We start from the raw sequence: 25,951 nt of genomic DNA, 5'->3' as shown, positions 1-25,951 counted from the left end.
GACGGGAGAAAAGCCCGCATGCTCGAACCGACCGAACCCACAGAGTCCTCCACGGACTCCGAACAGAACACTCCCAGCGACACCCTGCCGCCCCGCCGGCGGCGCCGTGCCGCGTCCCGACCGGCGGGTCCGCCCGTCGGCCCCTCCTCCGACGCTCCGGTGGAGACCGTCACGCCGGCCATACCGGTCGCGGAGCCCGATGATCTCGCGTCTGACGCCGTAGAGGCCGGCGAGGTCGAGGAAGCCGCCGCCGAAGAGACCGCCGCGGCCGCGCAGGAGACTCCCGAGGCTACCGAGAGCTCCGAGGAGGCCGCGCATGCCGCTCCCAAGCGGCGCCGCGTGGTTCGTCGTGCTGCCGCGCCCGCCGGGGCTTCGGCGTCCGCCGAGTCCGCCGAGACCGTGGTGCCGGTGACCGCTGGTGCTCCGGCCGCCTCCGAGGCGTCGGAGCAGGCCGAGGCCTCCGCCCCCGCCGCGTCCGCCGAGGTGTCCGAGGGCGCCGCTCCCCGGCGCACCCGGCGTCGCGCGACGCGCACGGTGACCTCGCCTGCTGCGGCTCCGGCGGAGGCGGTGGAGACGGCTACGGCGCCGGCTGCCGCCGCCCAGGCCGAGCCGAGCGCTCCCGAGCCCGCCGCGGCCGCTGACGGCGCCGAGACCGCGGAGGCCGCCGAGGAGGCTGCTCCGCGTCGGGCTCGGCGGCGTGCCACACGACGCGTGACCGCGCCCACAGCAGCGCCCGCCGCCGAGGACGCGGCGGAAGGAACCGCCGACGCGGGCCGGTCCGGCTCCGTCGCTACGACCGACGTGCCCGCCGAGGCCGTCGCTGCCGCGTCTGGTGGGCCCGTCGAGGCCCCCTCCGGCTCGCCCGCCGAGGAGGCGAAGGCACCTGTGACCGATTCTCCTGCCGCTGAGTCCGACGGAGCCCCCGAGGCCGCCGCCCAGGCTTCCGAGCCCGCCGAGGATGCCGCTCCGCGGCGCCGCCGCCGGGTCGTCCGCCGGGCCGCCAGTGGTTTCGCCGAGCCCGCGCAGTCCTCGCGGGGCTCCCGGGCCTCGAAGTCCGCGCAGGCCGCCGCCGGTGGCGCGGCTGCCGCTGAGAACGAGACGTCGGCGCGGCCCGCGCGGCCCGCTGTCGCCGTGTTCCGGGCACCCGTGTTCACCGAGCCCCAGTTCCAGACGCCGGAGCGGGCCGCTGCCGCAGCCGCCGCAGAGGCGGCCGGGGCCGAGGAGCCCGAGGAGGCGGAGGAGTCCGCGCCGGCAGAGGCGCGGGAGGAGCAGCCCGGCGGGTCGCGCCGTCGGCGTCGTCGTCGGGGTTCCGGAGACGAGCCCGAGGCCCAGGCCACCGAGGCCCCCGCTGCCGAGAGTGCCGCCGACGAGGCGGAGGAGCCCGAGGAGTCCGCCGAGGGCGAGGACCAGGACGACTCCGAGGGGGCCGGCTCGCGCCGTCGCCGTCGCCGGGGCGGCCGCCGCCGTCGGCGTGGCGAGTCCGCCGAGAGCGACGCCGAGGGCGGCGAGGGCACGGACGCCGAGTCCGAGCAGGTCGCCGCCGCACAGGCAGCGCAGGATGCCGAGGACACCGCGGAGCAGGCCGAGGATGACCAGGAGGAGTCCGACGAGGCCGACGACCGTGACGAGTCGGCCGGCGGGGGCGGCTCCAGCAGCAGCCGCCGTCGCCGTCGCCGCCGTCGCCGTGCCGGTGACACCGCGGCCGACGCCGCCGAGCCCTCCGACGACGACCCGGAGCGCACGGTCGTCAAGGTCCGCGAGCCCCGCCCCAAGGCCGAACCGTCCGACGAGGTGCAGTCCATCAAGGGCTCGACGCGTCTGGAGGCCAAGAAGCAGCGCCGCCGGGAGGGCCGCGAGCAGGGCCGCCGGCGCGTCCCGATCATCACCGAGGCCGAGTTCCTGGCCCGGCGCGAGGCCGTCGATCGCGTGATGGTCGTCCGGCAGCACGGCGACCGTACGCAGATCGGCGTTCTGGAGGACGGCGTGCTCGTCGAGCACTACGTCAACAAGGAGCAGGCGACCTCGTACGTCGGCAACGTCTACCTCGGCAAGGTGCAGAACGTGCTGCCGTCGATGGAGGCCGCCTTCATCGACGTCGGCAAGGGCCGCAACGCGGTGCTGTACGCCGGTGAGGTCAACTTCGAGGCGCTCGGTATGGCCAACGGGCCGCGGCGCATCGAGTCCGCCCTGAAGTCCGGGCAGTCCGTGCTCGTCCAGGTGACGAAGGACCCCATCGGGCACAAGGGCGCTCGCCTGACCAGCCAGGTCTCCCTCCCCGGCCGCTACCTCGTGTACGTGCCCGAGGGCTCCATGACCGGCATCAGCCGCAAGCTGCCCGACACCGAGCGGGCGCGGCTGAAGACGATCCTCAAGAAGATCGTCCCCGAGGACGCGGGCGTCATCGTGCGTACCGCCGCCGAGGGGGCGAGCGAGGACGAGCTGCGCAGGGACGTCGAGCGGCTCCAGGGGCAGTGGGAGGACATCCAGAAGAAGGCCAAGAGCGGCAACGCCCCGACGCTGCTGTACGGCGAGCCGGACATGACCGTCCGGGTCGTGCGCGACATCTTCAACGAGGACTTCTCCAAGGTCGTCGTCAGCGGGAGCGACGCGTGGGAGACCATCCACGGGTACGTCTCGCACGTCGCGCCGGATCTCGCCGAGCGGCTGCAGAAGTGGACCTCCGAGGTCGACGTCTTCGCCACGTACCGGATCGACGAGCAGCTCGCCAAGGCGCTGGACCGCAAGGTCTGGCTGCCCAGCGGCGGTTCGTTGGTGATCGACCGGACCGAGGCGATGGTCGTCGTCGACGTCAACACCGGCAAGTTCACCGGCCAGGGCGGCAATCTCGAGGAGACCGTCACCAGGAACAACCTGGAGGCGGCCGAGGAGATCGTGCGCCAGCTGCGGCTGCGCGACCTCGGCGGCATCATCGTCATCGACTTCATCGACATGGTGCTGGAGCAGAACCGGGACCTGGTGCTGCGGCGCCTGCTCGAATGCCTGGGCCGGGACCGTACGAAGCACCAGGTGGCCGAGGTGACCTCGCTGGGACTCGTGCAGATGACCCGCAAGCGGGTCGGGCAGGGACTCCTGGAGTCCTTCTCCGAGACCTGCGTCCACTGCAACGGGCGCGGTGTCATCGTGCACATGGAGCAGCCGACCACCTCCGGCGGGGGCGGCGGCAAGCGCAAGAAGCGTGCGCGTGCCGGTGCCGCCGAGCAGCCGCACGTGCACGAGGCGGGCGTCGAGACGGTCGAGACCGCCGAGCAGGAGGCGGAGACCGAGGCCGAGGTCGGTGCCGAGGTGGCCGAGCCGATCGCGCTGCCCGAGCCGGCCTTCGAGCCCGACGAGGAGCTGTACAGCAGCGCCTCCGAGGCGGAGGCCGCGGCCACGCGCGGGCGGACGCGGCGCCGGGCGAGCCGGCGGGCGTCGGCTCCGGCGGGTGCGCCGCGCGATGAGACGGCGGAGCCGAAGGCCAAGCAGGGCGGCAGGAAGGCCGAACAGGCCGAGGCCGAGGTGCCGACGGCTCAGGACGTGACCACCGCTGAGGAGATCGCCCGTCCGGTGCAGCCGGAGCCGGCCGCCGAGGCGCACGCCGAGCCGATGGCCGTCGAGGACCCGGTCGTCGAGGCCCCGGCCGCCGAGGATGCCGCGCCCAAGGGCCGTGGCCGTCGGCGGGCGACGCGCAAGGTGTCCGCGCCGGCCGGTTCCCCGGCGGGGGCGGAGGCGACCGTGGTGACGGTTTCCGAGACCGCGCCCGCCGCGTCCGAGGCCACGGAGACGCCCGAGCCGGCCGAACAGCCCGCGGCGGCTGCCGAGGCGTCCGCCGAGGCGCCCGCCGAGAGCGTCGCCCCGGCCCGTCCGCGGCGCCGTGCCGTGCGCAAGCCCACCGTGTCCACCGCGTCCGAGGAGGCGGCCGTCGTGGTCGTCCCGTCGGCCGCCTCGGATGAGCCGGCGGAGTCGGCAGAGCCGGCGGAAGCCGGTGCCCCGGCCGATGAGGCGGGCGAGGCCGCCGAGGAGTCGGCCCCGGCCAAGAAGACCGCCCGCAAGACGGCCAAGAAGGCCACGGCGAAGAAGGCCGCCACCAAGAAGGCCGCGGCGAAGAAGACCGCGGCCAAGAAGACGACGGCCAAGAAGGCGGCGAAGACCACCAAGACCGCCGCCAAGAAGACCACGTCGAAGAAGACCGTCGCGGCGGAGCAGCCCCGCTCCTCCGTCTCGGCCTCCGCCGACGAGGACTGACCGGCATCGACGCCCGCCGGGGTGCGCGCGAACCTGCGTACGCCCCGGCGGGTGCGACCGGCGTGACCGGTCGCACCCGCCGGGGCGACCGGCGTGACCGGTCGCACAGGGGGCGGGCCCGGCTCGGTTTGACCCCTTCGGCCGCAGCCCCGTAACCTTGACCGTCGGCGTGTCGAATGACGCGTCACATCCCCGTAAACCTCATCCTCCGGGCGCCGGGCGCCCAGGAGAGGCCGCTCTTTGTAGCGGGCGGCTGGCCTGCGGGGGTGCCGTTTCCCCGAGCGAGAGAGTGAGTCCGCGTGTACGCCATCGTGCGCAGCGGTGGTCGCCAGCACAAGGTTGCTGTCGGCGACATCGTTGAGGTTGACAAGATTTCCACTGCCAAGGTTGGCGACACGGTCGAGCTCTCGACCCTGCTCGTTGTCGACGGCGACGCCGTGACCAGCGACCCGTGGGTGCTGGCCGGCATCAAGGTCCAGGCCGAGGTCGTGGACCACCACAAGGGCCAGAAGATCGACATTCTGCGCTACAAGAACAAGACCGGTTACCGCCGTCGCCAGGGCCACCGCCAGCAGTACACGGCGATCAAGGTCACTGAGATCCCCGCGGCTGCGAAGTAAGGGACTGAGGAGAAATGGCACACAAGAAGGGCGCATCGTCCACCCGGAACGGTCGCGACTCCAATGCCCAGCGGCTCGGCGTGAAGCGCTTCGGCGGTCAGGTCGTCAACGCGGGTGAGATCCTGGTCCGTCAGCGCGGCACCCACTTCCACCCCGGTGCCGGTGTCGGCCGTGGCGGCGACGACACGCTGTTCGCCCTCCAGCCCGGTTCGGTGCAGTTCGGCACCCACCGTGGCCGCAAGGTCGTGAACATCGTTCCGGTCGCCTGACCGGAGGCTTTCGCGAGGCGGACCTCACTTCCCTCACGGGAAGCGGGTCCGCCTTTCGCGTGTTACGCAGAGAACAACCCCGTACAACCCGTACGCAACGGCCGTACATCACTGGAGGCACACACCATGACCACCTTCGTGGACCGCGTCGAGCTGCATGTCGCCGCGGGTAGCGGAGGCCACGGCTGTGCCTCCGTCCACCGTGAGAAGTTCAAGCCGCTGGGCGGACCCGACGGCGGCAACGGCGGGCGCGGCGGGGACGTGATCCTCACCGTCGACCAGTCCGTCACCACGCTCCTCGACTACCACCACTCCCCGCACCGCAAGGCCACCAACGGCAAGCCCGGGGAGGGCGGCAACCGCTTCGGCAAGGACGGGCAGGACCTCGTCCTGCCGGTGCCGGACGGCACGGTCGTGCTCGACAAGGCGGGCAACGTCCTCGCCGACCTGGTCGGGCACGGCACGTCGTACGTCGCCGCTCAGGGCGGCCGGGGCGGGCTCGGCAACGCGGCGCTGGCGTCCGCGCGGCGCAAGGCGCCCGGGTTCGCCCTGCTCGGCGAGCCGGGGGACGTACGGGAAGTAGTCCTGGAGCTGAAGACGGTCGCCGACGTGGCGCTCGTCGGGTATCCGAGTGCCGGCAAGTCGTCCCTGATCTCGGTGCTGAGCGCCGCCAAGCCGAAGATCGCCGACTACCCGTTCACCACGCTCGTGCCGAACCTCGGCGTCGTCACGGCCGGCTCGACGGTGTACACGATCGCCGACGTGCCCGGTCTGATCCCGGGAGCCAGCCAGGGCAAGGGCCTGGGCCTCGAGTTCCTGCGGCACGTGGAGCGGTGCAGTGTGCTCGTGCACGTCCTGGACACCGCCACGCTGGAGTCCGACCGCGACCCGGCCTCCGACCTCGACATCATCGAGGAGGAGCTGCGGCAGTACGGCGGTCTGGACAACCGTCCGCGGATCGTCGTCCTGAACAAGATCGACGTACCGGACGGCAAGGACCTGGCCGAGATGGTGCGGCCCGACCTGGAGGCGCGCGGGTACCGCGTGTTCGAGGTGTCGGCCGTGGCGCACATGGGGCTGAAGGAACTGTCGTTCGCGCTCGCGGATCTCGTGGCGAAGGCGCGGGCGGCGAAGCCGAAGGAAGAGGCCACGCGGATCGTGATCCGGCCCAAGGCCGTGGACGACACCGGCTTCACGGTGACGCGCGAGGCCGACGGCCTGTTCCGGGTGCGCGGGGAGAAGCCCGAACGCTGGGTGCGGCAGACCGACTTCAACAACGACGAGGCGGTCGGCTACCTGGCGGACCGGCTCAACCGGCTCGGGGTCGAAGAGGAGCTGATGAAGGCGGGCGCCCGCGGTGGCGACGGTGTCGCCATCGGTCCCGAGGAGAACGCCGTGGTCTTCGACTGGGAGCCGTCCGTGATGGCCGGTGCCGAGATGCTCGGCCGACGCGGTGAGGACCACCGGTTGGAGGAGGCGCGACCGGCCGCGCAGCGCCGCCGGGACCGACAGGCCGAGCGGGACGAGGCGCAGCGGGAGTTCGACGACTTCGAGCCGTTCTGAGTTAACGGAAAGCAAATACGCAACGGATTCCAAGGCAACCAAGTGGTTCCCCGGTGAGTCGTACTGGGCGGCGCGGGTGAGGATCTTGTTCCTCACCGCGTTGCAACTGCCCAGCAGATCACCGGAGTTCACGTGCCTCAATCCATGAGCAAGCGCAGGATCGGCCGAGGAGTCGCGGTGGCCATCGCGGTCGTCGCGGCCGTCGCCACCCCGACGGCCGCGCACGCCGCCACCGCCGCCCCGTCCACCGCGGCGAAGCTCCACGACGACTTCAACGGCGACGGCTACGCCGACCTCGCCGTGGCCGCCCCGACCGCGACCGTCGGCGGCAAGAAGGGCGCCGGATACGTCGCCGTGGTCTATGGCTCGAAGAACGGGCTGGACGCGACGAAGAGGCAGGTGCTCAGCCAGAGCACGGCCGGCGTGCCCGGCAGCCCCGAGACGGACGACGCGTTCGGTGGCGCGCTGACCACCGCCGACCTCGACCGTGACGGGTACGCGGACCTGGTGGTCGGCGTGGGTGGCGAGGACACGGCCGACGGCGGTGAGGAGTCCGGGCTGGTCGAGGTCCTGTGGGGCGGTGCGAAGGGCCTGTCCGGCGGAGCCGTCCTGGCCACCGGGAAGGCCTACGACTGGCTCGGCCGCCAGGGGCGCCTGACTGTCGGGGACACGAACGGCGACGGTGCCGAGGACCTGGTGACCGTGCAGAACCAGTTCAATCTGCGCGTGCTGAAAGGCCCGTTCGCCCGGGACGGCTCCACGACCCACGGCGAGCAGCTCGTGACGGACGAGTTCGACACCCGCTACCTCGACCTGGCCACCGGCGATGTCAACGGCGACGGTGTCACGGACGTGGCCGCCACCCAGAACGACGGCGACGAGTTCGACGCCCGCCGGGTCGTGTACTGGCTGGGAACCAAGCAGGGACTCAAGCCGTACACCACCGTGCAGGGCGGCGACGGCTACCGGCTCCAGGGCGGCGAGAACCTCGACATCGGGGACGTCGACCGGGACGGTTACGACGACATCGTGGTCGGCCGGGCCGTCGACGGGTACGACAGCGACCTCGACACCCCCGCCGCAAAGGGCGGCCGGGTCACCTGGATCCCGGGCGGCCCGGACGGGCCCGACGGTGTGAAGGCCAAGCACCTCAACCAGGACAGCCCCGGCGTGCCCGGCAGCGCCGAGGCGGGCGACGGCTTCGGGAGCGATGTCCGGGTCGCCGACGTCAACGGCGACGGATTCCCGGACGTGGCGACCGGGCTGCCCGGTGAGAACCTGGGCAGTGTGGCCGACGCGGGAGCTGTCGTCGTGCTGCCCGGCACCGCGCGCGGACTCACCGGCACCGGCGCCCAGGTGGTCACGCAGGACACGCCCAACGTGCCGGGCACCCCCGAGAAGGGCGACGCCTTCGGCAGGGCCGTCCACCTCGCCGACGCCAACCACGACGGCCTGGCCGACCTGGCCGCGGGCGCGCCGGGGGAGAACGGCAACGCCGGGTCCGTGTGGTACTTCAGGTCCGCCGCGGCAACCGTCGTGAGCCCCAACGCCACCACGACCTTCGGCAACACGCTCCTCGGCACCACCGCCACGGACGCCCGGCTCGGCACCGGTTTCGCTGACTGATCACCTGTCAGACCCGCTCCAGCAACGGCTTGTTCCAGCGCTGGCGGCGGGTCTCCTTTTGTCTGCTTAGTTGTCATGTACGTGAACTCCGGCGTTCAGCGGGCGGACCGCCCGCGAGCGTGAAGCTTCCCAGTGTCCAAGTGGCCAGCGAGGTAAGGGAGTCAGACGATGACCGGAGCAGTATCCCCCGACCGACGCCGTTTTCTGACCGCCGGTGCCGCGGTCCTCGGCGCCGCAGCCTCCGCCCAGCTGTGGCTTCCGGCCACTGCCCACGGGGCCGAGACACCGCTGCCCGACGGCGTGTTCAGCCTCGGCGTCGCCTCCGGAGACCCGCTGCCGGACGGCATCGTGCTGTGGACCCGGCTCGCCCCGGACCCGCTGAACGGCGGCGGTATGCCCGACCGGGTGGTGCCGGTGGAGTGGCAGCTCGCGGAGGACCAGCGATTCAGAAAGCTCGTCCGCCGGGGCACCGCCCAGGCCCGGCCCGAGTACGGGCACAGCGTTCACGTGGACGTACGCGGGCTGCGCCCGGGCCGTACGTACTGGTACCGCTTCCGCACCAGCGGGCAGCTCTCGCCCGTCGGCCGCACCCGTACCGCGCCCCACCCCTACAGCTCCGGTGGCTCCCTGCGCATGGCGCTGGCCTCGTGCCAGAACTGGCAGCACGGCTATTTCACGCCATACGCAGACATGCTCGACCAGGACCCGGACGTCGTGGTGTTCGTCGGCGACTACATCTACGAGTCCACGCCGTCGGCGACGGGCGTACGACGCCACGAGGGGACCGGTGAGCCGTTCAGCCTCGCCCAGTACCGCAACCGGTACGCCCAGTACCGCACCGACGCGGACCTGGCGGAGATGCACGCGAACGCGCCCTTCGTGGTGAGCTTCGACGACCACGAGGTGGACAACGACTTCGCCGGCGAGATCCCCCAGGACCCGGACAAGCAGCCGCACGACGCGTTCGTGGCCCGGCTGACCGCGGCCTACCAGGCGTTCTACGAGCACATGCCGGTCCGGGCGACGGCCGTCCCGAACGGACCGCACATCAAGATGTACCGCCGCCTGGAGTTCGGCCGGCTGGCCCGGCTCAACGTCCTGGACACCCGGCAGTACCGCAGCGACCAGGCCAAGAGCCAGGCCGGTGCCCAGGACCCGTCCCTGACCATGCTGGGCGCGCGGCAGAAGCAGTGGCTGCTGAACGGGCTCCAGGACTCGCCGGCCCGCTGGAACCTGGTCGCCTCGCAGATCATGATGGCCGAGACGGACCTCCAGGTCGGCGAGGGCAAGCTCTGGTTCTACGACGCGTGGGACGGCTACCAGGCCGAACGCAACCGCTTCCTGAAGGAGTTCAAGCAGGTCCGCAACCCCGTCGTGCTCTCCGGCGACCGGCACCTGACGATGATCAGCGACCTCAAGGAGGACTACGCCGACGCCGACTCCGCGGTCGTCGGCGCCGAGTTCGTCGGCACCTCCATCTCCAGCAACGGCGACCAGGACCAGGCGGCCTTCCGCAAGGAGTGGGACCCGCGGCGCCCGGACAACCCGCACTGGAAGCTGCTCGACGCCCACCGCGGCTACCACCTCTTCGACATCGGCCGCGCCGGCATCGACGCCCAGGTGAGGGTGGTCGACACCGTACGGCAGCCGTCGGCGACGCCGAGCACGCTGGCCAGGCTGCGAGTCGAGGCGGGCCGGCCGGGAGTCGAGGTGGTCTGACCCGACGCCTGACGCTCCCGTGAGCCCGGTACTCCTCGGAGTGCCGGGCTCCTCGTCGTACGAGACGGGTGAGCCATGTGGGAAGTCCGACCCGGGCTTGCCGCGTATTGCTCTCGCCGAGACCGAAATGCTGCGGAATCTTGACCAGTAATTCCGCGGCAATGAACGGCCGGGCGAACCGTATTCGCGCCCGGGCCTATGAAGAACGCGTGCAGCCCCTCGCCCCGGGACGTGAAGATCCACGCACCGCGGCGGTGGGGCCCGCCCCGGCGAGCGGCGGGGCCGGTACACGAGGCACTGTCAAAGCGCGTACCGTGCACCGGACATCGTCCAAGGAACTCGTGAAGGTCCTCGGTCACCGCCGTCCCGAGCGGCTCCGACGTCGCTGAGCATCTGTGGAGTTACTCACAGCGCTTTTCCCGGGGCCCGCGCAGCCGTCTCGCCAATCACCAGGAGTGGGAGGTGAATGACAGGTTGCGCGCACATATGCGGCAGAGGGCGCTCACCTTGCACTGCGGTAACCACAAGTGGGACCATTTCGAAGTTCCCTGTCGCCCCAAGGTAGGTCACCTGTGTCCCAGCACATAGCCAAGCCCCGCACCACCGCAGTGATCCTGGCCGGTGGCACCGGTCAGCGCGTGGGTCTGTCGATCCCCAAGCAGCTGCTGAAGATCGCCGGCAAGGCAGTCATCGAGCACACGCTGACCACTTTCGAGAACGCCGACTCGATCGACGACATCATCGTGCTGATGGCGCCGGGCTATGTGCCCGACATCGAGAAGATTGTCGCGAAGGCCGGATTCAAGAAGGTCTCGAAGATCATCGAGGGCGGCGCCACGCGGAACGAGACCACCGAGCGCGCCATCTCGGCCCTGGGCGAGGGTCTGGCCGAGGGCGAGGACGCCAACGTCCTCTTCCACGACGCCGTGCGCCCCCTGCTCTCGCAGCGCGTCATCGACGACTGCGTCGTCGCCCTGGAGCGCTACCAGGCCGTCGACGTGGCGATCCCGTCCGCGGACACCATCATCGTCACGCGCACGCACGGCGAGGACGGCGAGTTCATCACCGAGATCCCGGACCGCTCCCGGCTGCGCCGCGGCCAGACGCCGCAGGCCTTCAAGCTGTCCACGATCAAGCGGGCCTACGAGGTCGCCGCCGGCGACCCCAACTTCCAGGCGACCGACGACTGCTCCGTCGTGCTCAAGTACCTGCCGGACGTGCCGATCCACGTCGTCGCGGGTGACGAGTACAACATGAAGGTCACCCAGCCCGTCGACGTCTTCATCGCCGACAAGCTCTTCCAGCTCGCCTCCACGGCCGCGCCCGAGCAGGTCTCCGAGGAGGCCTACCGCGAGCTGCTGACCGGCAAGACGGTCGTCGTCTTCGGCGGCTCCTACGGCATCGGCAAGGACATCGCCGAGCTCGCCGAGTCCTACGGCGCCAAGGTCTACGCGCTGGGCCGCTCCACCACCGGCACCCACGTGGAGAACCCGGAGGAGGTCGACGACGCCCTGTCCAAGGCGTACGCCGAGACCGGCCGCATCGACTTCGTGGTGAACACCGCGGGCGTGCTGCGCATCGGCAAGCTCGCCGAGACCGACAACGCCACCATCGAGGAGGCGCTGAAGGTCAACTACCTGGCCCCGGTGCAGATCGCCCGTTCGTCGTACAAGTACCTGTCCGAGACCAAGGGCCAGCTGCTGCTGTACACCTCCAGCAGCTACACCCGGGGTCGCGCCGAGTACAGCCTGTACTCCTCGACCAAGGCCGCCATGGTGAACCTCACCCAGGCCCTGTCCGACGAGTGGGCCGGCGACGGCGTCCGCGTCAACTGCATCAACCCTGAGCGCACCGCCACCCCGATGCGCACCAAGGCTTTCGGCCAGGAGCCGACGGGCTCGCTGCTGTCCTCCGAGGCCGTGGCCCGCACCTCGCTCGACGTGCTGCTGTCCGAGCTGACCGGCCACGTCATCGACGTCCGCCAGCAGGACCCGACCGCCGGTGCGGCCCGCGCCTCCGGCTTCGAGGGGGCGCTGGCATCGGTGCTGGACCGGCAGGACGGCGTGTAATAATTGGCGCCAAATAGACTTCAGTAATTCAGGCCTCTGCGCCCTCCTGTTAACGAGGTTCGTCAACAGGAGCGTTCGCAGGGGCCTGAATCCATACAGTCCCGCGAATATTCACAGACCAGCCGCATTCTCGAACCAAGACCGGCACACCCCTCCCAAGAGCAGGTTTTCTCCGTGATATCCACCGCTATTCGCGTCGCCCGGGTGGGCAGCGCGGCCCAGCTGGCCGCGGCGGTCCTCATGATGCTGGGCTTCCCCTGCCTCATGCTGGCCGCGCTCGTCCCGAGCGTCCCCGCCTTCGCGGCAGCGGCCGCTGTGACGTACCTGGCGGACCACTATCTGCACCGCAAGGGCAGCTACCTGATCAACCGCCTCAGCAAGGTCCGCGCCGGCCTGTCGATCCGCTTCCTGATCCGGCAGCTGCTCCTCGTCCTGCTGCTGGCCCGGCTGTCCCTCGCGGACAACCTGATCTACTACGGGGCGATCGCCTGCTTCATCGCCTTCTACGGTCTCCAGGCCCCGCACGGCGCGCTGGTCCAGCTGATCCGCAACCGCCGCCGCATGCCGGTCGCCACCCGCAACGTCGACCTGAAGTCCCGCATCCGCATCCCGGACGCCCCGCCGCGCCGGCTGCTGCACCGCTCCGCCGAGAAGATGCTGCACCTCGACCTCTTCGCGGTCGCCGGCATCCTGCTCGCCGCGCAGGTGAAGTCGGCCCTCGTCGGCTTCGTCGGCATCGGCATCACGGTGGCGGTCGCGTCCCTGTACGTCCTGGCGCTCATGCCGTACGTGCGTGGCCGGAAGATCCCGCCGAACGCCGAGAAGGTGCTGGCCGCCGTCGACGACTGGCTGGGCGAGTACAAGCCGGAGACGGTCCTGTACTTCTCCGGTTCGAAGGACTCCGCGTACCAGGTGAACATGTGGCTGGACACCATGGAGAACCTGGACTCCAAGCCGCTGATCATCCTGCGTGAGCGGGCCATTCTGAACAACCTGGCGCCGACCACGGTCCCCGTCATCTGCGTGCCCGGAGGGGTGCACTTGATGAACATGGACCTGTCCACGGTGCGGGTCGCGCTCTACGCGGCGAACGTCGGCAAGAACATCCACATGCTGCGCGTGCCCACCATGAAGCACGTCTTCATCGGCCACGGCGACAGCGACAAGCTCGCCAGCGTCAACCCGTTCAGCAAGGTCTACGACGAGGTGTGGACGGCCGGACGCGCGGGCCGCGACCGCTACGCCATCGCCGACGTCGGTGTCCGCGACGACGACATAGCCGAGGTCGGCCGCCCGCAGCTCGCCCCGATCCAGACCTGGCAGGGTGTGCCCGAGGGACGCATCCCGACCGTGCTGTACGCCCCCACCTGGGAGGGCTGGGACGACAACCCCGGCAACACCTCCATCCTGCTGGCCGGCGAGAACATCGTGCGCAGGCTGATCACGGCCGACCCGCCGGTCCGCGTCCTGTACAAGCCGCACCCGTTCACCGGCACGCGCAGCAAGGAGGCCAAGGCCGCCCACCAGCGCATCACCGCCCTGGTCCAGAAGGCCGCCGCCGAGCGAGCAGCCGACTCGCGCTTCGCCACCGACAGTGCCGCCCAGGCGCAGGCCAAGACCGAGCTGGCCCGGATCGAGGCCCGGATCGCCCAGCTGGTCGGCACCGGCGACAAGGGCCGCGACGAGGCCGAGGCCACCCGTGACGGGCAGGTCGACGTCGCCCGGCACGAGGAGGTCGCCCGGCTGCGTACCGAGTGGAACGACGCCTACTGGCGCTCCTTCCCCACCTGGGAGCACCGCGTCATCACCGGCGCCACGCCCCGGCTGTACGACTGCTTCAACGTCTCGGACGCGATGGTCTCCGACATCTCCAGCGTGGTCTCCGACTTCATCGCGAGCGGCAAGCCGTACGCGGTCACCGACTCCGCGGAGCTGGGTGCCGAGGAGTTCAAGCGGAACAACACGGCGGTGCGTGCCGCGGTGATCCTGTCCAACAGCGCGGCCGAGCTGGGCGAGCTGCTCGGCGCGGTGCGCGACCCGGCCGCCGATCCGCTGGCCGAGGACCGCAAGGAGCTCAAGCAGTACCTTCTGGGCCCGGACGAGCCGGCGTCCATCGACCAGTTCAACACCGCCGTCGCGAACCTCGCGATCAAGGCCGAGACACGCAACGTCGGCCAGGAGTCACGGATCACGGCCGCCGCCGCCGATGCGGAACTGGCGAACGCCGTTCCCGGGCAGCGGGTGTCCTCCGCCGGTGACACGGACGGCGTCGGCGCCAGCTGAACCCCCGCCGCCTGCTTCAGAGTTCGGCCCCCGAGGAGCGTTCCTCGGGGGCCGAACTCTTTCTCGTTCCCGCTTCCTGTCGGTTCACCATGTGACGTGACTCACGAATACATGTGATCGAGGCAACCGCTTGCCTCGATCACTCGTCTACCAAGTAGCGAATGAGGCGATACGGGGGGAATATCCCATTGACTAGGGGGAAACGTGGCCGTTGCGCAGCCTGATGTGAGTGTGATCATCGGGGCGTACGAAGCGATGCCGTATCTGATCGAGTGCCTCTCATCCGTCGAGGCGCAGACCATCGATCCAGAGCGCATCGAGGTCATCGCGGTGGACGACGGATCGACGGACGGTACGGGTGAGTACCTGGAGGAGTTCGCCGAGCGCGCTCCCATGCGCGTCCTGGTGCTCCGGCAGGAGAACTCCGGCGGCCCCAGCGGCCCGCGCAACGTCGGTCTGGGCAAGGCGACCGGCCGTTACGTCTTCTTCCTCGACGCCGACGACCGGCTGGGCCCCGAGGCCCTGGAGCGGATGGTCGACATGGCCGACCGCGCCGGGACGGACGTCGTCCTCGGCAAGGTCGAGGGCGTCAACCGCTCGGCGCCGAAGTCCATGTGGGGCAAGACGGTGGAGCGCACGGACGTCTTCTCGTCCAACATCAAGTTCACGCTCAGCGCGCAGAAGCTGTTCCGCCGCGAGTTGCTCGACCGGTACGGCATGCGGTTCGACGAGTCGCTGTTCACCGGCGAGGACGCGCTGTTCACGATGGAGGCGTACCTGCGGGCGGACGGCGTCTCCGTGGTCGCCGACCACACCTGCTACTACCTGGTGGGCCGTGACGACGGCAAGCACGTGACGAAGAGCGGCAGTTACACGCTGCGCTTCGACTCCGCGCGGGCCCTGATGAACCTCATCGCCGAGCTCGTCCCCGCGGGCGGCCGGCGCGACCAGCTGATGGTCCGGCCCTTCCTCGTCACGCTGCTGCCGCAGTTCGGCCCCAAGTACCTGACGGACAGCGAGGAGATACGGCGGCACAAGTTCGAGCTGGCCAAGCCGCTGATGGACGCGTACTGGACCGAGGGCGTCGCTCAGCGCCTCAAGGTCCACGAGCGGTTGCGGCTGCATCTGGTCGCCGAGCAGCGTCCCGAACTGCTGCTGGACGTCGTGAAGTTCGTCAAGGGCAAGAAGCAGGCGGCGGCCCTCCTGGAGAAGAAGGGCCGCCGCGTCTACCTGGCCTATCCGCACTTCCGCGACCGCGCCGCGGGCATCCCCGACTCGGTGTACCTCGCCGAGCCGCGCGAGGCCCGAGCCTTCCCGGGCTACCGGGAGGGCGGCGTCGACACGTTCGTACGCCGGGCGGTACGCAAGGCGCGGCGGGTGCTGACGTCGCGTGAGGTGCGGCAGGCGGCCTGAGCGCGGACGCGGGGCCGATGGGTCGATCGCCCACGGCCACGCGGCCGTTCGCCGGTCGGTTCGTCGTGCTGTCTGCTGGTTCGTCGTGCTGTCCGCTAGCGCGGTGCGGCCGCCGGCAGGCCGACCCCGTCGCTCGCCGGCTCCGTGCGCTGGCCGGGCAGTTCCGCCGTCAGGCGCTCCGCCACCCGTGCCCGGTGGGCCCGGGCCTCCTCGCACAGGGCCCGCACGGCCGCGTTGAAGCGCTCCTGCGACGGCGGATCGGCCGGGCCCAACAGGCGCAGCTTCAACGCGGCGCGTGCCTCGGCCAGGTCGTCCTTCTCCGGGTGCCGGACCGTCTCCAGCAGGCCCGGCACCCCGGCCGCGTCCGGCGTGAGCACGGTCGCCGCCGCCACTGTCGGGAACGCTGCGCGGAAGGCCTCCTCGGGCAACCCGCTGGTGTTCGCCACCGCGTACGGCTTCTCGCTCGCCAGGAAGTCGCTGATCACGCTCGACACGTCACTGATCAGCAGGTCGGCCACGTTGAAGCAGGAGTACAGCGCGGGCCGGGCGTCCGTGATGATCTGGTGCTCACCCTCCGGCAGCGAGGCCCAGTACGCCTCCTCCCAGGCCGCCGCCGCCCGTGCCACCGCCTCGGCCCGGCCCGGCTCCGGCGCCGGCTGCACCCGCATCCGCTCCACCGTGTCGGCCCCGGCCCGGAAGACGGCCGTGGTGAGGCGTTCCAGCTCCTCGGTGAGCCGGGCGAGCTCGGCACCACCCCTGGGACGACGCGCCCCGGTCCGCTCTCGGTTGGCCGCCCGGATCAGCTCCCGGATGCGGAGGTCGGCCGCGCCCGCGCGCTGGTCCACCGAACCCGTCAGCGGATGCGGCTTGTACAGCAGCCGCACGCCCGGGTCCGCGAGCAGCGCCCGCACCAGGTTCTCCCCCGCCGCGATCACCGACGTGTTGCCGGGGTTGCCGTCCCAGCCCTCCCAGGTCGGCGCGTACAGCACGGTCGTGCGCATTCCTGTCGGCCGACCGGCGTACGGCCGTACGGCGTCCAGCTGCGGACGGCCCGTCTCCACCACGTCCTTGTCCTCGACGCCCACCTCGGCCAGCGCGTACCGCTCGCGCGCGGCGGGCCCGGCCACCCAGACCTCGTCGTACGCCTTCGCGTACGGGTTGCAGGAGGACAGCTTGTCGCTCTCGCCGTGGTTGACGAAGGTGTGCCTGATCGTGGGGATGCGCAGCACCTGGGAGGTCTTGCCGGAGTTCGAGGGGTGGATGAGGACCTGGAGCGTGGAGTGCTCGAGACGCATCAGCGTGGACACCCTCGGCACGCACACGATCGGGATGTCCGTCGCCGCGATCTTCTGCACCATGAACCGCTCGCGCAGCACGATGACCGGCTTCCCGTCGGTCTTTGCGAGCGGCTCCAGCCACATGTTCGCCTGGTAGGCCGAGGAGGCACCGCCGGAGAAGTACAGGCCCACGGTCGGCCGGTACTCGGCCAGCCACGCGTCGAACCAGTCGAGCACCTCCTGCTCGCCGGCCGGTCGGCGACCCGGCACCAGCCGGAAGAGCAGTGCGCCGAGGCCGGTCAGCGCGAGCGCGAGGGAGAGCGCGATGCCCGCTGCCGCGTACACCGGCTCGTCGCCCGGCGCGGCGGCCAGCAGCCCCGCCGTCGCCGGCAGGCCGAACACCAGCAGCCGGTGGCCGGGACGGCGCAGCAGTAGGGACGGGGCCTTGGACAGCCGCAGCGCCGAGGCGTCGATGTTCCGGGTCACCACCGGCAGGGTGCGGGTCCGGCGCACCAGCACGGAGACCGCCTGGATCGCGCAGTGCAGCACGTAGAAGGCGAGCAGCCCGGCCACGAGCGGGGCGTACACGGTCTCCCGGTCCTGCTCGCCGATCCGCAGCAGGCCCACGACCAGCAGCAGGTCCCGCAGGACGTGCCGCACGGTGATGTCCGCGTGCGACTTGGCGAACAGCGACAGCACTCCGCGCTGCCACCGGTACAGGACGCCCTCGGTGGCGAGGGAGACGGTGGTCGCGGCGAGCAGCAGCGGTACGTGGGGCAGCAGCGCCGCGACCGCCTGAGCGGCGAACGCGGCGGCCAGGACGATGGCGACCAGGCCCTTCAGCAGGGCCGGTGGGCGGGGGAGAGGTAGGGGCACTGCGGTCACTCCAGGAGCGTCGGGTCGGCGCAGGTCGGCCGTCCGGGTTAACGCGCGGCGACCTCCTGACGACACGCGCGTGTCGTCGGGGCGTAGAGGGCGGCTGCCGTCCCGTCGTGTCGTGGGACCGTAGCGGAAGATCGCATTCCTGTCGCGTGGTGGGACCGAAGAAGGGTGACTGCCGTCCCGTGACGCGGGCGGCACCGTCCGTAGCGTGGACCGGCGCCGCGCGCCGTCCGCCCGTCCCGTAGATTTCCTGGTGAGCGACCGAATCGACGCGAGGGGACGGACGGCGACGTGGCAGGGGCAAGGCAGGCCGTGGGCGAGGCCCGCAGGATCGTCGTCAAGGTCGGGTCCTCCTCACTGACGACCGCGTCGGGCGGCTTGGACGCCGACCGCGTGGACGCGCTGGTCGACGTGCTCGCCAAGGTCCGAAACCAGGGGGTGGCCCGTAGGGCCTCGGTTGAGGGCGGTGGTGGGAGACGGGCGGGCGGCGGTGAGCGCGAGATTGTCCTGGTCTCCTCCGGTGCCATCGCGGCCGGCCTCGCCCCGCTGGGCCTGCGCCGCCGCCCCAAGGACCTCGCCCGGCAGCAGGCCGCCGCCAGCGTCGGCCAGGGGCTGCTGGTCGCCCGCTACACCGCCTCCTTCGCCCGCTACGGCGTCCGCGTCGGCCAGGTGCTCCTGACCTCCGACGACATGAGCCGCCGCGCCCACCACCGCAACGCCTCCCGCACCCTGGACAAGCTGCTCGCGATGGGCGCGTTCCCGATCGTCAACGAGAACGACACCGTCGCCACGGACGAGATCCGCTTCGGCGACAACGACCGCCTCGCCGCCCTCGTCGCCCACCTCGTCCACGCCGACCTGCTGGTCCTGCTGTCCGACGTGGACGGCGTCTACGACGGCGACCCCGGCAAGCCCGGCACCTCCCGCATCGCCGAGGTGCGCGACCCGTCCGACCTCGCGGACGTCCAGATCGGCAGCGCGGGCAAGGCCGGCGTCGGCACCGGCGGCATGGTCACCAAGGTCGAGGCCGCCCGGATCGCGGCCGCCGCCGGCGTCCCCGTCGTGCTCACCAGCGCCATCCACGCGGCCGACGCCCTGACCGGTCAGGACACCGGCACCTACTTCCACCCCACCGGCAAGCGCTCCGCCGACCGGCTGCTGTGGCTCCAGCACGCCTCCACCCCGCAGGGCGCCCTCACCCTGGACGACGGTGCCGTCGAGGCCGTCGTGGAGCGCCGCAAGTCGCTGCTGCCCGCCGGGATCGCAGCCGTCGAGGGCGAGTTCAGTGCCGGCGACCCGGTCGAGCTGCGGGACACCACGGGACGGGCCGTGGCCCGCGGGCTCGTCAGCTTCGACGCCAAGGAGATCCCCCGGCTCATCGGCCGCTCGACCCGCGAACTGGCGCGCGAACTCGGACCCGCGTACGAACGCGAGGTCGTACACAGAGACGACCTGGTGCTCCTGCACCCGTAATGTGTCGAAACGTCCGCCCCCGGTGGTGGACGTTCCGCAAAACCGCCCCGCGATCTCCTGCGGCCTGCTCAACTTTGTCTCGGGGACATATTCCGCAGCAGCGCCACTGTGCAAAGGAGGCCGTCGTGAGACGAGTGCGCCCTGGGGCCACGGCGTCCCGTGGTGGTGCCGGCTCCCGCGCGGCCGGTGAGGAGCGGGCCCTGACGAGCGTGACGGCCGGGGACCGTTTCGAGGGCGAGGAGCCCGGTGACACCCCGCGCCTGTGGCACGTCACCCTCAGCGTCTCCGGCAGGGAAGCCCCGCTCAAGGAGGTCCGGCGCGCCCTGGAACAGCTCGCCCACGACCACCCCTTCCTGCTGACCAGCCGATACGCGGTCGACCACGCGGAGATCCGCTACTGGGAGGAGGCCCGCGACCTGCACGACGCGGCCGCCGTCGCCCTGCGCCTGTGGGGCGAGCACCGGCAGACCGCCGGGCTGCCGCCCTGGGAGATCGTGGGCCTTGAGGTCATCGACCGCGCGACCTACCACCAGCGCATCGCCGAGGGCTACGGACCGCCGCCGGCGTCGCCGGTCGGAGTCCATCCGTTTTGACCCGGTCCGGCAGCCGTCTCGGGAAGTGTCTCGGGGTGTGGAACGAGCGGTGAACGGTCCCGCCCGGCGCACTACGCTTCCCTCATGACCACGCTTTCGCCGTACGACTCCATGTCCCCGGTCACCGAGGCCGCCTACCGCGCCAAGGCCGCCGCCGCGAGCCTCGCGCCGCTGCCACGGGCCGACAAGGACGACGCGCTGCTCGCCATCGCCGACGCGCTGGAGGTCCGTACGAGCGAGATCGTCGAGGCCAACGCCAAGGACGTCGCCAAGGCCCGCGAGGCCGGCATCAGCGAGGGCATGATCGACCGGCTCACGCTCACCCCCGAGCGGGTCCGCGCCATCGCCTCGGACGTGCGCGACGTCGCCGCGCTGCCCGACCCGGTCGGCGAGGTCGTACGCGGCTCCGCGCTGCCCAACGGCATCGACCTGCGCCAGGTCCGCGTGCCGCTCGGCGTCGTCGGGATCATCTACGAGGGCCGTCCGAACGTCACCGTCGACGCCGCCGCGCTCTGTCTGAAGTCCGGCAACGCCGTCCTGCTGCGCGGCTCCTCCTCGGCGTACCAGTCGAACACCGCCCTCGTGCGCGTCCTGCGCGACGCCGTGGGCGGGGCCGGGCTGCCTGCCGACGCCATCCAGCTCGTGCCCGGGGAGAGCCGCGACAGCGTGCGCGAGCTGATGCGAGCCCGCGGCCTGGTCGACGTGCTCATCCCGCGCGGCGGCGCCTCCCTGATCAACACGGTGGTCCAGGAGTCCGTCGTCCCGGTCATCGAGACCGGCACCGGCAACTGCCACGTCTACGTCGACGCGCAGGCCGACCTGGACATGGCGGTCGAGATCCTGATCAACTCCAAGGCCCAGCGCGTCGGCGTCTGCAACGCCGCCGAGACCCTCCTGGTCCACCAGGACATCGCCGCCGAGTTCCTGCCCCGGGCCCTGGACGCCCTCGCGGAGGCCGGGGTGACCGTGCACGCCGACGAGCGTGTCCTGGCACATGCCAAGAACTCCAAGGCCACGGTCGTCGAGGCGACGGCGGAGGACTGGGAGACGGAGTACCTGTCGTACGACATCGCCGCGGCCGTCGTGGACTCGCTGGACAAGGCCGTCGAGCACATCCGGCTGTGGACCTCCGGCCACACCGAGGCCATCGTCACGACCTCCCAGCAGGCCGCCCGCCGCTTCACCCAGCTGGTCGACTCGACCACGGTCGCGGTCAACGCCTCCACCCGCTTCACCGACGGCGGCCAGTTCGGCTTCGGCGCGGAGATCGGCATCTCCACACAGAAGCTGCACGCCCGCGGCCCGATGGGTCTGCCCGAACTGACCAGCACGAAGTACATCGTCACCGGGGACGGGCACGTACGGCGCTGAGCCGCCTGCCACGCAGGTGAGCCGCCTACCACGTAGGTATGTGAAACGGCGCATGCGTGTGCGGCAGGGCGGGCCGGCCGGGGCGCGCGCCCTGCCGCACCCTGTGGACGCCGTCTCAACCGGCGGATGAATTTCCATACCGTCTGCCCAAAATGACCCCCCAGGTCTACTCTGGAACCGTGCCGGAGGACGTGGGGGGCACGCCGTTTGCTGACGGCCGGGAGCCCGACGACGACCACGACCGCGGGGTGTCGGACGAAGAGTTCGCCTCCGTGGTCTTCGACGAGGCCTTCGTACGCGCGGCCGTGGTGCACGAGCCGACCGCCGTGGAGCGCCTCCTGGCCGCCGCCAAGGCGAGAGCAGAGGCGGAGGCGCGCCGCGCCCACTCCAGAGGCGAGCGGTACGACGACGGGTACGGCGATTTCGGCCATGATCCCGAGCTGGACGAGCTGGACGACCCCGATGTCCTCGATGACCACTACGACGGCACGGGGCCGTACTCCAAACAGGTCCGCTGGCACCGCCCCGTCGCCTGGCTGCTCGCCCTCGTGATGGGCATCGGCATGGTCGCGCTGGCCTTCACGGCGGTCTACCGGGGTGCGTCCTCCAACCGCCAGGACCCCGTGCCGGCGCCCACCTCGACCGGGCTGGAACAGGGCAGCGGGGCGGCTCCCTCCGCTTCCGCGGACCACTCCCGGCCCGCCGTCTCGGTGATCCCGCGCAACCCCTGACCGGAACCGCCCCTCCTGGTGAGGACCTGTCAGAACTTGTGGTGCAGCGGGGCGTTTACCCGAGCTTCCGGCGACCTACCCTGAAGATATGGGCGGGCCTGGAGACCCACCTGAGGGGACACCAGAGGGCGCTCCCGGAGGTGGAGAGGACGAGTACCGATCCGTCGTCTTCGACGAATCGTTCGTCCGCGCTGCCCGCCTCCAGGAGTACTCCGCCCAGGAGCGGATCAGCGACCACGCGCCCGCCGTGCGCCGCGCCCCGCCCCTGCGCCGGGGCCTGTCCCGGCAGGCACTGGTCCTGGTCCTGCTGATCGCCGTCGCCTTCGGCACCGCGATCTACATGGGTGTACGGCACCCCTACCAGACCCCCGCCGCCCTGGAGACCGCCGAACCCCTGCGGATGACCGTCATCCCGCTCGCTCCCGAAGGCAAGGTGCCCGGCACGGCCGACACGGCGTATCTGTACGAGCGCAGCCCCGCCGCACAGTTCAAGACCGGCGCGCAGGGCGTGCCGCTGCCCGCCTCCCGGCGCACCGCGCACTTCTCGGACAGCCAGGTCGTGAACGCCCTGACCACCGCCAAGGACTACATCGTCCGCTCCGCCCTCGACCCGGACGTGCTCACGGGCCGTGAGGTCCGCGCCGTCCGTGTCCTGCTGGACCCCGACCAGTTGGGCCAGTTCGATCAGAGCTTTGCCCGCCCCACCGCGGACGGACGCCACGCGCCCACCGGCTGGCTCGTCCGCTTCGACCCCTCCCGCGCCGAGCTGGCCGACCGCAAGGTGCGGGCCCAGGGCACGCTCCAGGCCGCCGAGGTCGACTCGTCCACGCTCGAGGTCACCGCCGACCACACGTTCGTTTACGCACTGCGGCCCGCCGGGGCCGGTGACAAGGCCGAGGTCTCCCTGTTCACCGTCCGGCGCGAGCTGCACTTCCGCTTCGACCGTGACGACCTGCGTCTGCACCAGGCCCAGCTCGTCGTCTCCTACGTGCAGGCCGGCCCACTCTCCTGCGCCGAGGATTCCACGAACCACCTGCGCCCCCTCCTGGCCGGCCAGACGGCCAAGGAAGGCGGCCCAGCCGGCACGGACCCCTACGCCACGGGCAGCGCCACGGCCCTGTGCGGCTCCCTGGCGACGAGCGCGCAGCCGAGGGTGTGAGGGCGGGCCTCCCCCGGGCGTTCCAGGGCGCCCCAGGGCGCACTGGAACGCTGTGGCCCTCCCGACGCCCGTACGGGCGCCTCAGCTGTCGTCGCGCGGCGGCCGGTCGTCTCCCGGGGAGTCCGACGGGCCCGGCGTCTCAGGCCCCCGGGGCGGCTTCCGAGCCGGGTTCGTGAAGCCGTCGAAGCCCCTGCGGACGCGGTCGCCCAGGTCGCCGGCACCGCCGGCCAGGTCGGTGACCAGCTTCATCAGCGGGTCCTTGGAGCTCTTCACCTGGGTCGTGTAGTGGTTCGCCGACTCCCGCCAGGAGTCCCGGACCGAGGTGTCCTTGTCCTCGTCGCGCCGCGGGTAGTGCCCGTCCATGATCCGCTGGTAGTCCCGCGACTCGGCCCACTTCTTCAGCTCGGCCGCCCGTACCGTGGTGAAGGGGTGGGAGCGCGGCAGCACGTTCAGGATCTTGAGCACCGAGTCGCGCAGGTCGCCCCCCGCCTCGTACTCCTCGGCCTGGGCGAGGAACGCGTCCACGTTCATCTCGTGCAGGTGGTTGCCGCCCGCGATCTTCATCAGACCCCGCATGGACGCCTGAAGATCCTGCCCGACCAGCAGCCCCGCCCGGTCCGCTGACAGCTCCGACTTGCGGAACCACTCCCGCAGCCCGGTCACGATCGCCATGATCGCGAGGTTGCCCAGCGGGATCCAGGCGACCCGGACGGCGAGGCTGGTCAGGAACAGCAGGATGGTCCGGTAGACCGAGTGCCCGGACAGCGCGTGCCCCACCTCGTGCCCGACGACCGCCCGCATCTCCTCCTCGTCGAGCAGCTCGACGAGCCCCGTCGTGACGACGATGATCGGCTCGTCCAGGCCGATGCACATCGCGTTCGGCTGCGGGTCCTGGTTCACGTACATCGGCGGGACCTTCTCCAGGTCCAGGATGTAGCAGGCGTCCCTCAGCATCACGTTCAGATGCGAGAACTGCTGGTCCGACACCCGCACCGAGTCGGACAGGAACAGCAGCCGGAGACTGCGCTCGGGCAGCAGGCCGCTGAGCGCCTTGAACACCGTGTCGAAACCGCTCAGCTTGCGCAGCGCCACCAGGGCGGAGCGGTCGGCCGGATGCTCGTACGTACGCGAGGAGATTCCGGGGAAGCGCCTGCGCTGCCTGCTCGGCACGTTCTCGTGCCCGCTGTGCTCGTGGCCGTCGGACATGTCTTCCCCCATGTGCGTCTGTGTGACCTTTACGGCCACTTGTGCGGCCTTTTGCTTCCCCGAGGCAGAGCCCAGCCTAGGCGGAGTTACGGTGGTCGGGCAGTACAGCGAAGGAGACCACCGCCATGGAGCACCACCCCGCGGCCGCCTGGCTCACCGAGGCCGCGACCGCCGCCGAGCGGCAAGGAGGGCCGGGGATGCTGAGGTACGTACTGATCGTGATGATCCTGGGCTGTGTGCTGACCGCGTGGTTCCTGCTGCGTGGCTACAGACGAAAGGACGACTGAGGCGCCGGGGAGGTTCCGCGCCGGGCCCCGGGGCCGGGGCCGGGCGGGAGCACGCACCGCCTCTCTGTCACAACAGGCGGAGTCGGGGTGATCGCGGTCGGGACGCCCGCTTACGATGAGCCGACGTCTTTAACCCGCCCACATGCGATAGGTCCTGCCGAAGATGAGCTTCCACAGCACCGCTGCCCAGTTGGTCACCCTCGCCGCCGAGGGCGAGGAGCACGGCGGAAACCACGAGAGCCTCAGTCCCTACCTCACCGGTGGTGCCGCTCTCTTCATCCTGCTGCTGATGCTGTGGGTCACCACCCGCTTCAACCGCGACCGCTGAGCCCGGCGGGGCGCTCCGCGCGGGGCGCCCAGGGGAACCCGGGGGCGGCCGGAGCCCTCAGGCAGGGCCGGTAGGGTCTGCACGCATGGGAGAGCAGGACATGCCTACCGGTCCGGCGCACGAGACGCCGCACGACCCGGCACAGGACACGGCGAGCGGCACCGAGCGACACTCGGAGCCCCGCCGTGCCGCCACGGCGCACCGCCAGATCGACGGCCCCGGAAGCGGCCGGCCTCAGCTGGGCAAGCGCCGCCTCGGCGTCATGGGCGGCACCTTCGACCCGATCCACCACGGGCACCTGGTGGCGGCCAGTGAGGTCGCCGCGGCGTTCCACCTCGACGAGGTGGTCTTCGTCCCGACGGGCCAGCCCTGGCAGAAGAGTCACCGCAGCGTCTCCCCGGCCGAGGACCGCTACCTGATGACGGTCATCGCCACCGCCGAGAACCCGCAGTTCTCCGTGAGCCGCATCGACATCGACCGCGGCGGCCCCACCTACACCGTGGACACCCTGCGCGACCTGCGCGCGCTCAACCCCGACACGGACCTGTTCTTCATCACCGGCGCCGACGCGCTCGCCCAGATCCTCACCTGGCGGGACAGCGAGGAACTGTTCTCCCTCGCGCACTTCATCGGGGCCACCCGGCCGGGCCACCACCTGGACGACTCCGGACTCCCGGAGGGTGGCGTCTCACTCGTGGAGGTTCCCGCTCTCGCCATCTCCTCCACAGACTGCCGTGCGAGAGTCGCCAAGGGCGACCCCATCTGGTATCTGGTGCCGGACGGAGTCGTGCGCTACATCGACAAGCGCGAGCTGTACCGCGGCGAGTGAGCCGAGAGGGG

At 71.2% G+C, this 25,951-nt stretch carries 19 protein-coding genes; 17 read left to right on the top strand and 2 right to left on the bottom strand.

All coding sequences use genetic code 11. The annotated features are described in order from the left end of the window. The first annotated feature begins 18 nt into the window (after positions 1-18). The 9 genes from ACZ6TU_RS12855 to ACZ6TU_RS12815 all read left to right on the top strand — a co-directional run bounded on the left by ACZ6TU_RS12855 (position 19) and on the right by ACZ6TU_RS12815 (position 15,804). A complete protein-coding gene (locus ACZ6TU_RS12855; RefSeq protein ID WP_469548112.1) occupies positions 19-4,242 on the top strand; it encodes an Rne/Rng family ribonuclease in 4,224 nt (1,407 codons plus the stop codon). A gap of 299 nt (positions 4,243-4,541) precedes the next feature. Further along, positions 4,542-4,862, top strand: coding sequence for a 50S ribosomal protein L21 (rplU, locus tag ACZ6TU_RS12850; RefSeq protein ID WP_004931419.1), 321 nt, complete (start codon positions 4,542-4,544; stop codon positions 4,860-4,862). Positions 4,863-4,876: 14 nt separating this feature from the next. After that, the gene (gene rpmA, locus ACZ6TU_RS12845) at positions 4,877-5,131 is read left to right on the top strand and encodes a 50S ribosomal protein L27 (protein ID WP_059424124.1); all 255 of its coding nucleotides are present in this window, start codon (positions 4,877-4,879) and stop codon (positions 5,129-5,131) included. Between the two features lie 126 nt (positions 5,132-5,257). After that, a complete protein-coding gene (obgE, locus tag ACZ6TU_RS12840) occupies positions 5,258-6,694 on the top strand; it encodes a GTPase ObgE (protein ID WP_467668498.1) in 1,437 nt (478 codons plus the stop codon). A gap of 144 nt (positions 6,695-6,838) precedes the next feature. Beyond that, positions 6,839-8,320 (top strand): FG-GAP-like repeat-containing protein, encoded by a 1,482-nt coding sequence (locus ACZ6TU_RS12835; protein WP_467668500.1) that lies wholly within the window; start codon positions 6,839-6,841, stop codon positions 8,318-8,320. Between the two features lie 168 nt (positions 8,321-8,488). After that, positions 8,489-10,039 (top strand): alkaline phosphatase D family protein, encoded by a 1,551-nt coding sequence (locus tag ACZ6TU_RS12830; protein WP_469548109.1) that lies wholly within the window; start codon positions 8,489-8,491, stop codon positions 10,037-10,039. Between the two features lie 572 nt (positions 10,040-10,611). Further along, positions 10,612-12,108 (top strand): D-ribitol-5-phosphate cytidylyltransferase, encoded by a 1,497-nt coding sequence (locus ACZ6TU_RS12825; protein ID WP_467668504.1) that lies wholly within the window; start codon positions 10,612-10,614, stop codon positions 12,106-12,108. A gap of 204 nt (positions 12,109-12,312) precedes the next feature. Then, positions 12,313-14,391: a hypothetical protein gene (locus tag ACZ6TU_RS12820; RefSeq protein WP_467669087.1), complete on the top strand. Its 2,079-nt coding sequence runs from the start codon at positions 12,313-12,315 to the stop codon at positions 14,389-14,391. 204 nt (positions 14,392-14,595) lie between these two features. Continuing rightward, positions 14,596-15,804 (top strand): glycosyltransferase family 2 protein, encoded by a 1,209-nt coding sequence (locus ACZ6TU_RS12815; protein WP_467668506.1) that lies wholly within the window; start codon positions 14,596-14,598, stop codon positions 15,802-15,804. Between the two features lie 95 nt (positions 15,805-15,899). Here ACZ6TU_RS12815 and ACZ6TU_RS12810 read toward each other — a convergent pair whose 3' ends face one another. Next, on the bottom strand, positions 15,900-17,957 hold the full coding sequence (locus ACZ6TU_RS12810) for a hypothetical protein (RefSeq protein ID WP_469548451.1): 2,058 nt from the start codon (positions 17,955-17,957) through the stop codon (positions 15,900-15,902). A gap of 297 nt (positions 17,958-18,254) precedes the next feature. Here ACZ6TU_RS12810 and proB point away from each other — a divergent pair, with 297 nt between their 5' ends. The 5 genes from proB (at position 18,255) to ACZ6TU_RS12785 (ending at position 23,290) form a co-directional block, all read left to right on the top strand. Beyond that, positions 18,255-19,436 carry a glutamate 5-kinase gene (gene proB / locus ACZ6TU_RS12805; protein ID WP_467668508.1) on the top strand — a complete coding sequence of 394 codons (1,182 nt, stop codon included), beginning with the start codon at positions 18,255-18,257 and terminating at the stop codon, positions 19,434-19,436. A gap of 134 nt (positions 19,437-19,570) precedes the next feature. Beyond that, positions 19,571-20,029, top strand: a complete 459-nt coding sequence (locus ACZ6TU_RS12800) for a hypothetical protein (RefSeq protein ID WP_467669091.1) — start codon at positions 19,571-19,573, stop codon at positions 20,027-20,029. 84 nt (positions 20,030-20,113) lie between these two features. Next, on the top strand, positions 20,114-21,400 hold the full coding sequence (locus ACZ6TU_RS12795) for a glutamate-5-semialdehyde dehydrogenase (RefSeq protein ID WP_467668510.1): 1,287 nt from the start codon (positions 20,114-20,116) through the stop codon (positions 21,398-21,400). Positions 21,401-21,579: 179 nt separating this feature from the next. Next, the gene (locus ACZ6TU_RS12790) at positions 21,580-22,131 is read left to right on the top strand and encodes an SCO2584 family spore wall biosynthesis protein (protein ID WP_469548105.1); all 552 of its coding nucleotides are present in this window, start codon (positions 21,580-21,582) and stop codon (positions 22,129-22,131) included. An 88-nt stretch (positions 22,132-22,219) separates the two neighbouring features. Beyond that, entirely contained in the window at positions 22,220-23,290 is a 1,071-nt protein-coding gene (locus tag ACZ6TU_RS12785) for an SCO2583 family membrane protein (RefSeq protein ID WP_467668514.1), read from the top strand. An 81-nt stretch (positions 23,291-23,371) separates the two neighbouring features. Here ACZ6TU_RS12785 and ACZ6TU_RS12780 read toward each other — a convergent pair whose 3' ends face one another. Continuing rightward, entirely contained in the window at positions 23,372-24,496 is a 1,125-nt protein-coding gene (locus ACZ6TU_RS12780) for a M48 family metallopeptidase (RefSeq protein ID WP_467669092.1), read from the bottom strand. 125 nt (positions 24,497-24,621) lie between these two features. Between ACZ6TU_RS12780 and ACZ6TU_RS12775 the strand changes: the two genes are divergently transcribed. The 3 genes from ACZ6TU_RS12775 to nadD all read left to right on the top strand — a co-directional run bounded on the left by ACZ6TU_RS12775 (position 24,622) and on the right by nadD (position 25,940). Next, positions 24,622-24,783, top strand: a complete 162-nt coding sequence (locus ACZ6TU_RS12775) for a hypothetical protein (protein ID WP_467668516.1) — start codon at positions 24,622-24,624, stop codon at positions 24,781-24,783. Between the two features lie 163 nt (positions 24,784-24,946). Then, positions 24,947-25,111: a hypothetical protein gene (locus tag ACZ6TU_RS12770; protein ID WP_086602241.1), complete on the top strand. Its 165-nt coding sequence runs from the start codon at positions 24,947-24,949 to the stop codon at positions 25,109-25,111. A gap of 85 nt (positions 25,112-25,196) precedes the next feature. Next, complete coding sequence (nadD, locus tag ACZ6TU_RS12765; RefSeq protein ID WP_467668518.1) at positions 25,197-25,940, top strand: nicotinate-nucleotide adenylyltransferase; 744 nt, start codon at positions 25,197-25,199, stop codon at positions 25,938-25,940. Positions 25,941-25,951: the final 11 nt, after the last annotated feature.

This window comes from Streptomyces sp. NPDC052064, assembly GCF_055585925.1.
This window is presented reverse-complemented; position numbering and strand designations above follow the sequence as displayed.